Annotated in this window: 12 protein-coding genes; 8 read left to right on the top strand and 4 right to left on the bottom strand. The window is 51.7% G+C overall.

Annotated elements, in window-relative coordinates; translation table 11 throughout:
- Nucleotides 1–8 precede the first annotated feature (8 nt).
- Nucleotides 9–626 (bottom strand): adenylyl-sulfate kinase, encoded by a 618-nt coding sequence (gene cysC / locus EYC87_RS04635; protein WP_279251822.1) that lies wholly within the window; start codon nt 624–626, stop codon nt 9–11.
- 151 nt (nt 627–777) lie between these two features.
- Here cysC and EYC87_RS04630 point away from each other — a divergent pair, with 151 nt between their 5' ends.
- Nucleotides 778–1,662 carry a LysR substrate-binding domain-containing protein gene (locus tag EYC87_RS04630; protein WP_279251821.1) on the top strand — a complete coding sequence of 295 codons (885 nt, stop codon included), beginning with the start codon at nt 778–780 and terminating at the stop codon, nt 1,660–1,662.
- A gap of 114 nt (nt 1,663–1,776) precedes the next feature.
- A complete protein-coding gene (gene dinB, locus EYC87_RS04625; RefSeq protein WP_279251820.1) occupies nt 1,777–2,856 on the top strand; it encodes a DNA polymerase IV in 1,080 nt (359 codons plus the stop codon).
- A gap of 325 nt (nt 2,857–3,181) precedes the next feature.
- Here dinB and EYC87_RS04620 read toward each other — a convergent pair whose 3' ends face one another.
- Nucleotides 3,182–3,616: an Lrp/AsnC family transcriptional regulator gene (locus EYC87_RS04620; protein ID WP_279251819.1), complete on the bottom strand. Its 435-nt coding sequence runs from the start codon at nt 3,614–3,616 to the stop codon at nt 3,182–3,184.
- A 130-nt stretch (nt 3,617–3,746) separates the two neighbouring features.
- Between EYC87_RS04620 and EYC87_RS04615 the strand changes: the two genes are divergently transcribed.
- The gene (locus EYC87_RS04615) at nt 3,747–4,937 is read left to right on the top strand and encodes a type III PLP-dependent enzyme (RefSeq protein WP_279251818.1); all 1,191 of its coding nucleotides are present in this window, start codon (nt 3,747–3,749) and stop codon (nt 4,935–4,937) included.
- Here the strand turns inward: EYC87_RS04615 and EYC87_RS04610 are convergent.
- Complete coding sequence (locus EYC87_RS04610; protein ID WP_279251817.1) at nt 4,900–6,969, bottom strand: DUF3604 domain-containing protein; 2,070 nt, start codon at nt 6,967–6,969, stop codon at nt 4,900–4,902. The two genes, EYC87_RS04615 and EYC87_RS04610, sit on opposite strands and share 38 nt — an antisense overlap.
- Nucleotides 6,905–7,933 (bottom strand): AraC family transcriptional regulator, encoded by a 1,029-nt coding sequence (locus EYC87_RS04605; protein WP_279251816.1) that lies wholly within the window; start codon nt 7,931–7,933, stop codon nt 6,905–6,907. Before EYC87_RS04605 ends, EYC87_RS04610 begins: the two co-directional genes overlap by 65 nt.
- 168 nt (nt 7,934–8,101) lie before the next feature.
- Between EYC87_RS04605 and EYC87_RS04600 the strand changes: the two genes are divergently transcribed.
- The 5 genes from EYC87_RS04600 (at nt 8,102) to EYC87_RS04580 (ending at nt 14,489) form a co-directional block, all read left to right on the top strand.
- The gene (locus tag EYC87_RS04600) at nt 8,102–9,337 is read left to right on the top strand and encodes an NAD-binding protein (RefSeq protein WP_007230258.1); all 1,236 of its coding nucleotides are present in this window, start codon (nt 8,102–8,104) and stop codon (nt 9,335–9,337) included.
- A 71-nt stretch (nt 9,338–9,408) separates the two neighbouring features.
- Nucleotides 9,409–10,098 carry a type II secretion system major pseudopilin GspG gene (gene gspG / locus EYC87_RS04595; RefSeq protein WP_279251815.1) on the top strand — a complete coding sequence of 230 codons (690 nt, stop codon included), beginning with the start codon at nt 9,409–9,411 and terminating at the stop codon, nt 10,096–10,098.
- Between the two features lie 93 nt (nt 10,099–10,191).
- Nucleotides 10,192–11,250, top strand: coding sequence for a DUF481 domain-containing protein (locus tag EYC87_RS04590; RefSeq protein WP_279251814.1), 1,059 nt, complete (start codon nt 10,192–10,194; stop codon nt 11,248–11,250).
- 33 nt (nt 11,251–11,283) lie between these two features.
- Nucleotides 11,284–11,928 carry a potassium channel family protein gene (locus tag EYC87_RS04585; RefSeq protein WP_279251813.1) on the top strand — a complete coding sequence of 215 codons (645 nt, stop codon included), beginning with the start codon at nt 11,284–11,286 and terminating at the stop codon, nt 11,926–11,928.
- A gap of 254 nt (nt 11,929–12,182) precedes the next feature.
- A complete protein-coding gene (locus tag EYC87_RS04580; RefSeq protein ID WP_279251812.1) occupies nt 12,183–14,489 on the top strand; it encodes a TonB-dependent receptor in 2,307 nt (768 codons plus the stop codon).
- Nucleotides 14,490–14,520: the final 31 nt, after the last annotated feature.

Here is a 14,520-nt window from a genome sequence, read left to right as displayed (position 1 = left end):
CTCTCCAATCAGGCGCTGATAATGCCGCGCTCACGCAGCAGTGCGAGAATTTCCTGTACTTCCTCTGCCAACTCTTGCTGGTCGGAGTGCAAGTGAATCTCAGGCTTACTGGGTGCTTCGTAAGGGTCATCGATACCGGTGAAATTCTTGATCTCTCCCGCACGCGCTTTTTTGTACAAGCCCTTGGGGTCCCGGCTCTCAGCCGCCTCCAGCGAGCAATCGACGAAAATCTCGATAAACTCCATCCCCGCCGCTTCGTGCAGCTCGCGCACCTGATCACGGTCAGCGCGATAGGGACTGATAAAACTGGACAGCGCAATTACGCCGCTATCCACGAAAAGCTTGGACACTTCGCCGATCCGGCGGATGTTCTCTGTTCGGTCTTCAGCTGAAAAACCCAGATTCTTGTTGATACCCATCCGGACATTATCGCCGTCCAGGCGATAAGAAGTGACACCCATCTCGTGAAGGGTACCCTCGAGCTCTACCGCTACTGTACTTTTGCCTGAACCGGAAAGGCCGGTGAACCAGAGCGTGGCGCCCTTGTGGCCAAGGGTTTTCTCGCGGTGTTCACGGGTGATATCACCCTCGTGCCAGTGCACATTGGTGGCTTTTTGATCGGCCATAGCATTATTCCTCAAGTGATCGCAGGCGAACAGGTTGGACCGCATGCTGAAGTTATTATTGCGAAGCGCAGGGTACGGCCATTGGAGCCATATGTAAAACAGGATATTATGGATACCTCCATCGGTTTTTCCGATACATCAAGAGCCACAGATGAAATACACCTTGCGCCAATTACAGATTTTTTTGGAGGTTGCCCAGCAACAGAGCATTTCGCGGGCAGCCCAGAGCCTGCATATGTCGCAGTCGGCGGCGAGTGAAGCTTTACAGAACCTCGAGCATGCCTACGAAATTGCCCTCTTCGACCGGGCAAGTAACAAATTGATACTCAATGCTGTCGGCCAAACGGTGCGTAAAGAGGCACAGTCACTGCTGGAGCATGCCCAAAGCTTCGAAGAAGTTCTGCAGTCTCACAAAGAACTTGGACACATCAAGGTAGGTGCCAGTTTCACCATAGGCAATCATCTGGCAACGCGCTACCTGGCAGGTTACCTGGGGCAGTACCCTGGCGCAGACGTGACCCTGGACATCGCCAACACTCCCGAAATTGTTGCCCGAGTACTCAATTACGAGGTCGACATAGGAATGATTGAAGGCGAAGTACAGCACAGGGAACTAGAACTCATTCCATGGCGCGATGATGAACTGGTGGTGTTCTGCGCCGCCAACCATCCGCTCGCATCCAAAAGCAGCCTATCTACTCGCGATATAAAGAGTGCCGCATGGATACTGCGGGAACCCGACTCAGGCGCCCGGCAGACGTTTGACAAAGCCATGGCCGGACTTTTGCCAGAACTCAATGTATTCATGGAGTTTAAACACAACGAGGCCATTAAAAACGCGGTGGAGTCTGGACTGGGAATCGGCTGTCTCTCGCGCATCGTGCTCCAGCGTAACTTCTCCAACGGGGACCTGGTACCGCTTACCCTGCCGCGGCGCGATATGCGGCGCACCTTTTACTTTGCCTTGCCACGCAAGCGCTTCGGTTTAGAGTCGGTTCGCTTTTGGATGGACACCTGCCGTTCAGTCGACGCCTAGCGACCACAGCCCCTTCGTATTAGACTTCTCGTATCGTCCCTAAAGGATTGCCAATGGCAGCCGCAGAGAACAACCACGCCAGGATTCCATCAAACGCAGGGCCTGACATCTGACATGGGGCAGCGGAAAATAATCCATGTCGATGCAGACTCATTTTATGCGTCTGTCGAGATGCGCGAAGATCCCTCGCTTGCCGCCAGGCCGGTGGCGGTAGGCGGCAGTGCACAACGTCGTGGGGTTATCGCAACCTGCAACTATGAAGCCCGAAAATTCGGCGTGCGTTCGGCGATGCCCAGTAGCCGAGCCCTGCAACTATGTCCCGGTTTAATCATCCTGAGCGCGAGGTTCGACCTATATCGAGAGGTCTCCCAACAATTTCACCAAATATTCAAAGACTACACCGACAAAATCGAGCCCTTAAGCCTGGATGAGGCCTACCTGGACGTCAGCGACTGTGAGCAGTTTCACGGCAGCGCTACCCTGATCGCACAAGACATTCGGCGCCGCATTAAGCAAGAACTGAACTTGACCGTCTCAGCCGGAGTGGCTCCAAATAAATTCCTAGCCAAAGTGGGTAGTGACTGGGACAAACCAGACGGCTGTTTCACTATTACGCCGGAAGACGTTGCCGAATTTGTCGTGGATCTTCCGGTGTCCAGAATCAATGGGGTCGGCGCTGTTACCGCTGCCAAGCTCGAAAAACTGGGCGCGACAACCTGCGGTGAACTGCAATCCATTCCGCTGGAAGTTCTGGTGAAGCGATTCGGAAAGTACGGTTCCAGGCTGGCTAAAGTGGCCCACGGCCTGGACGACAGAGACGTGCAAACCAGTCGCACGCGAAAGTCGATCTCGGTTGAAAACACCTATCATTCCGATATCGAACAGCTGCAGCAGATGGATCAAGCCCTGACTCGTTTGCTGGACGAACTGGAAGGACGCTTTCATAAAATTGAGGAACGTTATCGACCGCACAAGCGCTTCGTAAAAGTAAAGTTCGATAACTTTGAACAAACCACCATAGAAGAAATAATATCGGATAGCGGAGGGCATTGGCTCAATGAAAGGGCTTATCAAGCTCTATTGCACAGTGCGTGGCAGCGAGGCAGTCGTCCAGTGAGACTTTTAGGCGCGGGGCTCCGTCTGGAACCCTTGCATAAAGAAATGGAAATGCAACTCGTCCTGTTCTCGCAGTAGCTCATCGATCTTGACCGGTATTGCGCACTTATCCACCAAGGCAAGCCAAGACAACGGAGCGGCGGTTGCGGTTGTCGGCATCACTGCGCTGCGTGACAAGGGCCAATGATGGGACCATTGCCTGCACGAACAGCGACTGCCTCGAAAAAATAGCGAAAACGCTATGGTCTATATTTACAGGCCAGCTGCCACCAATCCGGCCAAAAAGCCGCTGCGAACCCAAGGATCGCAGCGACAAGCTTAAAACGACTGCCAGTAAAGAATAATTCATGTGCTTTGACGTTGAATTCAGCACCGCTTCAATGAGCGTGTCCTAAGTACGCCCCTAACGTCGATCAAATTTAGTCGACAGCACGATAGCCGAGTCCGTATCTCGCACACCATCCATTTCTCCAATTCGGTCAAGCACGGAATCAAGTTCCGCCGGCGCATTGACCCGAATAATCGCCACCAGGTCAATTTTTCCCGACACCGTATAAAGGGCCTCCAGCTCTGACATGCCCTCTAAAGCACTAGCCACCTGACTTCCCAGGTGCGGATCTACCACCAGGTTGACATACGCCTGGAACGTGCGTGATTGGTAAGCATCGCCCAGTTTGAGCTTGTAACCGGCAATGATTCCACTTGCCTCCAGTTGGGAAAGGCGCTTTTGAACGGTGGTGCGCGACAGGTCCAACTCACGGGACAGCTCGCTAATGGTCTGTCTGGCATTAAGCTGCAAGGCTTTAATCAACCGTCGATCATTTCTGCTTAAATCCATAAATTCACCACTTTGATCATCACATTAATCATAATGCCTATCATTTGAGCATATTAACCAGTTTTTGCAACTATTCGCTGGTCACGCTGGCACCCGATAATAGTGAAATAACAAACACAGGGTGATTGATATGACTGGCAGTGTTGCTACCGCTTTTGACAAACCTGAAACGGCCAACTTTTATCAGGACGCCGCACAGATCACTGGAAAATTGAAACCCACCGATCCTTTATACCTGTTTTGCCCTGACACCCTTCAGACTCGAGCCAAGCGCTTCCTGACGCATTTCCCGGGCACAGTGAGTTATGCCGTCAAAGCCAACCCCGAGGTCAGGGTGTTAGAAACGCTGGCCGCCACCGGCCTCCAAAACTTCGACGTAGCGTCGCTCGATGAGGTTCGTCGAGTTTCGGAATACTGCCCGGGGTCAATACTTCATTACAACAACCCGATTAAAGCCGAAGAGGCAGTCGCAGAGTCTTACTTACGTTACGGCGTTCGCTCTTTCGCCCTCGACGAGATGTCGGAACTGGAAAAAATTCACCGTTGCACCGGAGGTGATCCGGATGTGACCTATACGGTGCGCTTCAAGCTGGAGCACGCTGGGGCAGCCTATGATTTCGGCAGCAAATTCGGTGCCACCGAAGACTATGCTGTTGAGTTATTGCAGGCCATTGAAAAAATCGGAGGGCGCCCTGCTCTCACTTTTCACCCGGGCTCACAGTGCACTGATCCGCAAATGTATGAGCGCTACCTGGAGGCGGCATCGCGCATCCTCAGCCGCGCCGGCGTCAAGCCAGCATTCATCAACGTGGGGGGTGGATTCCCCGAGTACTATCAAGACACCTCTATTCCCGCACTGGAAGAGTATTTCTCGGTGATTTCTTCCTCAATGGACAAATATTTTGATAGCGATATCCCGCTGATTTGTGAGCCTGGCAGGGGCATGGTCGCCTCATCGGTTTCTCTGTTAGCGCGAGTGATTCACGTGCGTGACTGCGGCAAGAGTGTGTTCGTCAACGACGGCGTGTACGGCGGGATGCAAGAGCAATCCCTGGTGGACATCTGCTTGCCTGTGCGGGCCTGGAGAGAAGGCGAAGCACTCATTGCAACGGAGTCGAACTACCACGTGTTTGGCCCCACCTGCGACCCGGTAGATCGCTTGTCGAAATCTACCGCGCTCCCCAAAGAGCTGAGAACAGGCGACTACATCGAGTTCGGCTTACTGGGAGCCTATGGGTCAGCAACGACCACCACCTTCAATGGCTTTAGCTCCTGTACCTACGTCAACGTGCTTGATTCAACGGAGTTTCTGCAAGACTAGGCCCCGGGGGCGCATACCAGATGGGAGAGGACCATGCGCGCTCCTGAATAACAGGCCGATGGTCAGCCGCGCAGCAACCAGAAAAGCCTTCGCCAATGGTCTCGGGGGCGCTGCAATCCACCTTCGCTGCGACGCACTGCCGCTGGCTCCAGCGGCAACTTGGATTCTCTACGACCCGGGAGTAGTAAAAAGCACGCTGCGTTGCGTCAAATTCGTCATCCCTCCAGACAGCGCATAACTGCGCAAAACCTTTACCGCGAGTTTCGCAGGTCTCTAGATCAACGTTGGCTCCATTGTCGGAATTACCCGCCACATCAATGACTTTCTCCTGAGTCTGACCATGCTCGTCAAGCCACCCCTTAACCACCTGAATACGCTGTAGGGGCATCCCAGGAAAATTGGCAGTACCAGGATCCTGACTGGCGGCCAGTAAAAATGTAGGTGCAGCGCCGGGAGTGGGTGACCCAGCGAGCAGCCCGCCCATGGGGACGCCAGTTGAATAAGCTTGCTCGATACGGTCAGATGATTGACACAGGTCATCAGGGAACTGCCAGCTTGCGAAAAACCGACTACTAATACGCGGGCCACTGGTACCGTAGGCTTCACGTCGACGCATTGCAGAAAAGAGTGAGTCTCTGCTGTTCTCTTCCGCCCACAATACCGCCAAACCACCCGGGTTGTATTCCAGTTTGTCAGGCAAGCCGGGAGGTATCTCTTCGCGAGCCGGGACCCCTGCACCGCCATGTCCTAAAAAGCGGTCTTCCTCTACAGAACCAGGAGCGCCCAGATGCGTATCAGTACTGGCGATGATGCCGAACTGGTAAGGGTTTGAACCCAGCTTTGCCTCGAGCTCTATACCAGTCGCCAACACCTGACGAACAAAACCAGTGTCAGGCATTGGAGGCGAGCTGTAACCGGCGATGTTGTCCTTGGGTTGTTGCTCAAAAGCACAAAGTTCATCGCTGGTAATACCGGGAGCGTAATAACATTCGGATGCACCCTTATGCTGCATAATTTCCACCAGCGGCTCAAACTTTGCGCGTTGCTGCGCATAGCCGACGGTCATTGGACCCCCTGCGTCCAACTCGCCACTGAACATATAGCCCGCACTGAGATTGGAATTATGAGGAATAACTAAAGCGTCACAGTTACCTTCGCCGTCAGTGCACTGTTGTTCCAGTGCCTGCCAAAGCAAACTCGCGCCTGGGCTGTCGATAAAGCTTATTGGCGTTTGGGGCACTTCAGCATTACGAAATATGACATTGCGGTGCAGGTTTCCGCCACTACCACTTTGCATGGCTGTCCATTCATAGCCAACGAAAGTGGAAAATTCGCAGCCGTCGCTTCGATCGTAGTGCTCCTCGGCCGCCGCCTGCATTTCAGCCCATGGCACAAGCGCCGCTTCACGACATCGCTCACCCTCTTCTCCGCACATCCCCAGGTGTGATTGCTGCATGGTGGCCATGTAGTTAAACAGGTAATAGGCCACTCGTGGCAGGTGTCTGTAAACCTTGCATTGCCAGCTGCTATAACCCTCAATCTCCGGTGTATTACACATCCGTACCTCGCCGATTAATTCAGCGTGGTCAGACACCATTGCAAAATCCAGTGATCGGCGCAGTTGCAAACTGCGCATGGGTTGCCCATTTATGTCCCAGGGCTGGATGCCCAATTCGTCACCACGGGCGAATTGATAAGCCTCGGCAGGAGAGGTTCGCGTTCCCTGGGTGCTGGCATCCAGCGAGTATCGAGTGTGCACATGAACATCGCCAAAAAACGGACGCCGTTGCTCATTAAACTCAGCACAGGGCTCACGCTGTTCCGTGTACTGCGTTGCGTCGGATGGACTGGCTATCACCAGCGTCAGGCAAGTTATCAAGACAGCTAATGCTCGCGAGAAAATGCCCCGCTGCATCATTAGAGGTAAACCATAGCCCATTGGATTCTCCATTTTTGCGAGTCGTTGTTCAGCTAGAATCTGCGTGTTGTCGCCATAGGCTCGGAGACAGCCCGCTCCAGCGCTTGAAGGCATGACTGAAATTACCGGGCTCCGTATAACCCAACAGCAGTGAAATTTCGTCCATGGGTAAATGGGTATTGGCGAGATACTCGCGGGCAAGACCATAGCGAATTTCTTCAAGCACCTCTCGAAACGTGCTCCCCTCGTTTTTTAGCCTGCGCCTCAATGTTCGCGCAGACATCCCTATTTTTCCCGCCAGCGCATCTATATCGGGAAAGTAACCCGGCCTTGCAAGCATTAACAACCTGACCTCATCAACAAAGCTGCCGTGAGATGTCATCTTGGCGATTAGCATCTGGCACTGGTGCTGAAGATGGCGAGAGGACTCCGGGTCACTTTTTGGTAATGGCTTGTCCAGCAGATCTGAACTGAAGTAGAACCGCCCTTCAGCGCCACCAAACTCAATGGGGCAGTCAAAGTGATCGCGGTATTTTTGTTTAAACCCCTTACCATCATGCGGCAACAGCACTCGGTCGATACTGAAACCAACTCCAAGCACCTCGGTAAAATCAACGCCAGCGGCCGACATATCCCTGTCCATGTACACATCGATTAGCTCCTGATCTATAGGCGGCGGCTCGCCGATAGAGAACCAGGCCTGAGACCCGTCGACGCCAAAACTAAAGCTGAAAAAGCTAAACGTAAGACGGCCAAAGTTTTCGGTAATGGTCAGAGCATGTCGAAAGGTCTCTGCACTGAGCAATGCATAACCAAACAAACCATAGCGTTGAGGGATAAAGGGCTCCCCCAGTTTGAGCCCTATGGTTGGGTCACCTGTCAGGTCCAGTGCATTCCTGTAGAAACGCAACTCCTGCTCCAGACTGATTCGGGTGTTGATATTGTTCATTTGGGCAAGCGAGACACCGGTTCCAGCCAAACAGCTTTTGGGCGTAAAGCCCATGTCCAGCAGGACCTCTAGTGGCGGTAGCAGCACCCGCGCCGGGTGCTGGGGCAAGTCCTGAATAGATCTGGGCATGTTATCGCAGGGCCTTTTTTTGCAGAGATCGCACTGTAGCACAATGGCCGAAACTCACAAATATATGGCCCGCTAAGGCCAAATGGAGGATCATTGGACCAGCCTGATTTCAGGTCGTATTGCGCCCTATCATGCACTGATCCCTCGGGGTGAGGTATCATCCGACCTATGCAAAAAAAGTATACTCCTGAAGCATTTCCCTGGCTGCCCGCCGGTGCCATTGTCGTATTTCTATTGGCTCTAATCGGCTTCGAATCCGGTGTCTCTGTCACCGAGCGCCCGGAACTGGCCACAGCCGGTTTGATGGCCAAAGCCTACTACGCATTAAGTCTGTTCGTCGTCGGTGGCGTAGACCTTGGAACCCCAACTGGCGGGCCCGCGCTGGGTCAGGCAATGTTATGGACTGCCTACTTTGGTGCACCCATGCTGGCCGCCTGGGGCCTAATTAGTGCCTTGCTGCACGCACTCGCGCCCCAACGTTGGCAGCTAAAACGTCTCAACAATCACATTATCGTAGTAGGCGATGGTGAACTTACCATTAGCTACTTGCGGGTACTGCGTGAAAACGACCGCAGGGTATCTGTCGTCGTTGTCAGTAGCGCAGAACAAACACTAATGGAGGAATTCAAACAAAGTTTCGGTGCTGTCGTCGTCAACGGCGATATCACACATGAATTCTTCCTTAGGAAGCTCAAGCCTGAGCGAGCAAAAAAAATCCTCCTTCTGGACAACAACAGCCTGCGCAGCTACGAAGCAGCCAGTGTGTTGTTAAATCTGGCTCCCGCGATTGCCGATCGGTTGATCATTCATTGTGCAGGTCTGCGCTTCATGCGCTCAATGGCCAATACCAGAGTCGCCCAGAGCTGCCAGGTGTTTAACACTTATCATTTGGCCGCATCTGGCTTAGTCCGCAATCAGATGCTGCAGCACTTTCGACAAACAGTACGCAAAGATGTTGTCATACTTGCCGGCTTCGGCCGCTTCGGACAAACCATTCTGGAGGAGCTGCAGCGCAGCGCTGTCAATGAGTTGGACACGGTGCTTATCATCGACAAAGACGCTCAACGCAGAGTACTGGTCGCAGATGAGCAGATGGAATTCTCCGGCGCCTATGACAGGCAAATTTTCGATGGCGACATCGCCAATCCCGAGGTCTGGAAGAAAGTCAGGCGCGATGCCAGTGTGGAAGGCGACAATACCGTTTTTGTACTGGGGACCGGTCGCGAAGAAGAAAATCTCCGTTCGGCGCTCTGGTTACGAAAAAAATACCCTGGCGCAATGGTCATCGCGCGAAGCAGCAAAGAATCTCTGTTTGCCTCCGAGGTCGGTCGAGAACATAATATCACCAGCATTAGTATCGCCCAGTTAGTAGAGGAAAATATTCCCCAATCGTGGGTGGAGTAAGACAGAGGAAAGATTTCCCCTAAAAACTTAGCAAACACTTTAGAGTCATCACTACAATGGAGATTATCCGATTGATCCGCACTGCTTCAGTCTTACTTTTACTCACAATAGCGGGGTGCTCTTCTGAGACCCAAAAGGCAAAAGATCTGCTCGCCGATAGTCTGCTGATCACCTCAGACCTGGAATTCCAAGACGTTAAAAGTTATCCCGGCGAGGCGGTCTGCGGATCATTCACTGCCACCACATCCTATACAACACGCAGCGTTAATCAGCCTTTTATTGTACGTGGCGAAACACTTGATAAGAATCCTTCCGACATGGACTGGAGCATTTTTTGCGATCGAGCTCCTGCCGCTCGCCTGCATGAACAGACTGGCATCGGCCCTTTTGACCAAAAAGCCCTGGAGCTAAAAAAAATCACTAATGACATGGCACTACTGTCCGGAGCGATGGAGCAGTATTACGCTGAAATCTTTTATTACCCAACAGAAGAACAAGGGCTTCAAGCTCTAGTAAAGAAACCCGAAAGCGGCAACCGGTTAAAGAATTATCGAGAGGGAGGGTATCTAAAAGAGATTCCGGTAGACCCCTGGGGACGGCCTTACCTTTATTCTCACGTGCGTTGGGGGCGCGTTAAGGGACCGTTTGAAATTTCAACGTTGGGCAAGTCGGGAGTATCCGGTGGCTCGGGAATAGAGGCTGACGTAAGCAGCAATTACCTGCCATACCTGACTCTCATTACTAAAACTATCGATCAATAACAAAGAGCAACACTGAGTAGTTAGGGGAATATAACCAACTGATATTCAGTATGTTATCTTTTACAAACAAGCAAAAACGACATTCACTAAACTATGAAAGCAGACTTTTTCACACCGTCCATAATACGCAAGCGATTATTGCTGATACTTCTGGTGCTTTTGTCTTTGATAAGCCTGAACGTGCAGGCAAATCGCAAGACAGATGTGATTACCATGTATAACGGTGATCGGATCACCGGAGAAATTGTCTTGCTTGAAGGAGGAATTCTCGAAGTCAGCACAGACTTCATGGGAAAATTACGCATTGAATGGCCTGAAATTTCTGCCATCAAGAGCGAATATCACTATGAACTACGACTCAGTGATGGCGAGCGACTCTACGGTTCTTTCGATAGTGAATCCAGGCTTGGACAGATTGCTCTGGTGGATATTTTTGGCAAGCATGAGGTTGAGTGGCTTAATGTGGTTGAGATACGTCCGATAGAAGAAAAATTTCTCGACCGCCTGGACGTCTACCTTTCAACCACCTTCGCTTACACAAAAGCGACTGACATTGGACAAGTTTCTTTTAATACTACCGTCAGTTATGAAGATGAGAGTTCACGCAGTGCTCTAAGCGGCCGCACGGACCTCACTTCAACTGAGGAAGATCAATCCAATAGTTCGCGCTATGATATTAGTCGTACGGTATGGAATCGCAGGCGCTCTGATTCTTTTCGCTCGGTATTTGCCAACTTTGAACACAATGACGAACTCGAACTGAAACGACGCATCGGTGCCGGCGGAGGCTTGGGCAGATATTGGATTGATACTCACAAAACCCGTTTCACGGGGACCACGGGACTTCAGGTAATTTCTGAAAAATTCAAGCGCGAAGATGAAAGCCAGGATGTGGAATTGTACTTATCAACCACGTTATCAACGTGGAAGTTCACTTCACCCGAAATGAACATTGATTTGAACTTTTCTGTCTACCCAAGCCTTACTGACGGCGGTCGAATTCGCACCGACGGCAACATCCGAATTCGCTGGGAACTGGTGGCCGATCTATTTTGGGACGTTACTGCCTGGATCACAACGGACAACCAGGCGGAAAATACGGATACGACCACTGATTATTCCATCAGCACAGGAATTGGCTGGAATTTTTAAGCCTAATGGCGCTGCCACAAACGGAATGAATGCATGAAACATGTCACCCAGCAGAACAACTTCATTTACTTTACTGCTGCACTGCTCTTGCTATTACTGGCTTCCGCTTTTGTCGATTCGGTGCCCGAATCCAAGGGAATGATGCTAGTCGAACTGTTTATCTTGTTAACCCACGTTGTCGCCTACATGAGCCTGAATTTTGGTCGCTATTGGCGTTATTTTGTCTTGATCATGTTCGTTATCATCGCCACGGCTAATATTTTCAACCGATATTCGGACTGGTCAGCCGGCCCTGTTGCCGCCTTGACCTTCACCCTTATCTTTTACGTGGGAGTCGCTCTCACAACTGCTCGTAAAGTATTATTTCCAGAAAAAGTCACCACCAATATTGTCGTTGGTGCGCTCGCGATTTACATATTACTGGGCTTGATCTGGGCCACACTTTACTTAATTACTATGGAATTTTTCCCGCACGCCTTCAATGGCATAGAGCACATCTACTGGGGCGACAATTTTTCTAACGCGCTGTACTACAGCTATATCACCATGACCTCTGTCGGGTACGGCGAAATCACACCTGCCATAGCTATCAGCCGGACCCTCGCCTACATGCAGGCGATGATCGGTTCGTTCTATATGGCCGTTGTTGTAGCCAGTTTGATCAGTGCTCGCCACTAATGGAATAGCCCCTGCGCGGGCGAAGTTCGAGTACAAAGAACTAAACTCCAGCGTCCAGATCAAGTTAAGGTAACCTGTTTTGACCGATTTGGTCATTATTAAGCTCGCTGGCTCCTCTTATTGTTGTACCGTCGAGATATACTAAGACCATGACACCACCCTCGCAGCGGATGGTGACTGAACTAAAAATAATTAACTGCGAGCAAGCGATAACCGCACATAACGTTTGCTGGCTAATCTGCCCGAGGTAGACAATGCTTAACACTCACTCCGTAAAAAGAACATTACTCGCCAGTTCACTGGCTGCGATTGCATTCCCCAGCGTCGCCCAGCAACTTGTGCTTGAAGAAGTCATCGTAACGGCGACAAAACGCGCAGCCACCATTCAGGAAATTTCAGGCACCGTTAACGTACTCACTGGCGAAGATTTGGAGAAGTACAACTCGCTGGCTTTTGGTGACATAGAAGAGCAAACCGCAGGATTGAGCCTGTTATCTCCCAATGCCCGAAATAGCACCATCGCGATGCGAGGCATCAGCCTCGATCCAGAAGCGGGAGCGAGCGGCGTGGTCAGCGTTTTTTGGAATGATCAGGTAATCCGCACAGATGTTGCCTTTTCCCAGCTGTATGACATGGAGCGAATAGAAGTCTTGCGAGGTCCACAGGGTACACTGCAGGGCAGAACATCTCCAGGCGGCGCTATTAACCTGATTACCCGCGGTGCCGATGTACTCGAGAGCAGCGGCTATGTTGAAGCGACTGTAGGCGATAACGACGGACTGAACACGCAGGCAGCGTGGGGCGGGGCAATCGTAGATGGCGTATTTGGCGTACGAATTGCTGCTGTTTACGACGAAAACAATTCCACCGATGTTGACAATATCACCACCGGACTGGACGATCCTAAGTCGGAAGCTACCTCTGCGCGCCTGAGCGCCAAGTGGCAGGTAACAGACGAACTTGCCGCGTCTTTTGTCTATCAGTATTTCGATCGAGAAATCGAAGACCCCAAAGCAATGAATGGCACAGACTCACTGGGCGAGCGCCCCACACTAAACCCTCAAGACACAACTGCGCTAGGCAAAACTAACGACTACGGCAACCTAGAGTACGACCTCTACAATCTTCAAGTTGATTGGGCTATCGGAGATCTGGAATTTATCTCTATTAGCGGCTGGACTGATAGTGACAAGCTTTCGGGCACACAAAATGATCGAGCCAACTACGTCCCAGACACACGAAGCCTCACCGACCAGAGCGCAAACACGCTGGTCGAAGCGTTTTCACAAGAGTTCCGACTTTCGTCCCTGGACAATGAGTTCTGGGATTGGATGGTGGGCGCCTTTTACCTCGACCAGCAAACAGACACCAGTTTTCTCGCCAATACAGCAGTATTCGGAGGAATCTCATTCTATTCATTCGGGGTCATTCCAGTCGACAGGACCGAATGGGCGCTGTTCACTCACAATACGTTTTACCTGACAGATAACGTGAGTCTGGAAGCAGGCTTACGTTACACGGATTACGATTCTTTCAGACGAGCAGACGTGTTTTTCGGCGATTTAAACTATGTACCAGACTTCCTTCTGCCGGCCCTCCCAGCGATTGAAGCAGGCATCGCCGAGACTTTCCCGATTGAGGGAGTCAGCGATGAATTTGAGCAAACACTGGAAGATGCAGTAACCGGCTCGTTGACGCTGCGCTACGAATGGACAGATAACACCACTGTTTACGGTGCGTATAACAGAGGCTATCGCCCCAGTGGCACATCGATTAACCCGACACCCAATGTTGCTTTCCTCCCCAACGGTGAGGGCGACTTAATTCATGATGAAGAAACCAGTGACTCACTGGAAATTGGATTTAAAGGGCGTTATATGGATGGACGGGGCACCCTCAACGGCGCCCTCTACTATCAAGACTTCGATGGCTATCTGGGCTTTGTCCGCGGCGTGCAAGTTATCGACGACGATGGCGCACCGCAGGATATATCAGGCGGGCTCATCTATAACGGTGATGCGTCGATCTGGGGGATAGAGCTGGAAGGCCAGTACTTGCTAACAGAGAACTGGATCGCCGGCGGCGCATTTTCCTACACCAAAGGCGAATGGGACGATGGCGCTCAAGCACCTTGCAACGAACGCGAGCCGGGCGAGATTCTAGGTTCCTGTGATATTGGCGGTGACAGCCTTGGTGGAGAGCCTGAGCTCACCGTCAGCCTCAACTCGGAGTTCTTTGTTTCGTTCTCATCCACCGAGTGGTACATACGCGGTTTGTACAAATACACCGATGAGCGCGAGAACACTACTGCATCAGCAGGTATTGGCAACACCAGAGCCACGTTCGAAGACACTCAGGTGATCAACGTCTATACGGGACTGCGCAGCAGTGACTTCACCTGGGACATTTCTCTCTGGGCCAAAAACCTGCTTGATTCCGATGAAGTCAACTTTGAACAGGGACCGGACTCCTATGATATTGACGCTAGCGGGGGGTCTTACACCCAGTCCAACATCCAGGCCGCGCGCACTATTGGTGTCACTGCCCGTTACAATTTCTAGGCATAATGCCGGATGATCACTGAAGGGCAGC

It is taken from the genome of Candidatus Seongchinamella marina, assembly GCF_026262685.1.
In the GTDB taxonomy this organism is placed as follows: Bacteria; Pseudomonadota; Gammaproteobacteria; order Pseudomonadales; family Halieaceae; genus Halioglobus; species Halioglobus marinus.
The sequence above is the reverse complement of the archived record's forward strand: the minus strand, read 5'-3'. Positions and strand labels throughout refer to the sequence as shown.

Bases quoted from the DNA above. Each gene is read 5' to 3' on its own strand.
- cysC (WP_279251822.1), bottom strand. From the start codon at position 626: ATGGCCGATCAAAAAGCCACCAATGTGCACTGGCACGAGGGTGATATC.
- EYC87_RS04630 (WP_279251821.1), top strand. From the start codon at position 778: ATGAAATACACCTTGCGCCAATTACAGATTTTTTTGGAGGTTGCCCAG.
- dinB (WP_279251820.1), top strand. From the start codon at position 1,777: ATGGGGCAGCGGAAAATAATCCATGTCGATGCAGACTCATTTTATGCG.
- EYC87_RS04620 (WP_279251819.1), bottom strand. From the start codon at position 3,616: ATGGATTTAAGCAGAAATGATCGACGGTTGATTAAAGCCTTGCAGCTT.
- EYC87_RS04615 (WP_279251818.1), top strand. From the start codon at position 3,747: ATGACTGGCAGTGTTGCTACCGCTTTTGACAAACCTGAAACGGCCAAC.
- EYC87_RS04610 (WP_279251817.1), bottom strand. From the start codon at position 6,969: ATGCCTTCAAGCGCTGGAGCGGGCTGTCTCCGAGCCTATGGCGACAAC.
- EYC87_RS04605 (WP_279251816.1), bottom strand. From the start codon at position 7,933: ATGCCCAGATCTATTCAGGACTTGCCCCAGCACCCGGCGCGGGTGCTG.
- EYC87_RS04600 (WP_007230258.1), top strand. From the start codon at position 8,102: ATGCAAAAAAAGTATACTCCTGAAGCATTTCCCTGGCTGCCCGCCGGT.
- EYC87_RS04590 (WP_279251814.1), top strand. From the start codon at position 10,192: ATGAAAGCAGACTTTTTCACACCGTCCATAATACGCAAGCGATTATTG.
- EYC87_RS04585 (WP_279251813.1), top strand. From the start codon at position 11,284: ATGAAACATGTCACCCAGCAGAACAACTTCATTTACTTTACTGCTGCA.
- EYC87_RS04580 (WP_279251812.1), top strand. From the start codon at position 12,183: ATGCTTAACACTCACTCCGTAAAAAGAACATTACTCGCCAGTTCACTG.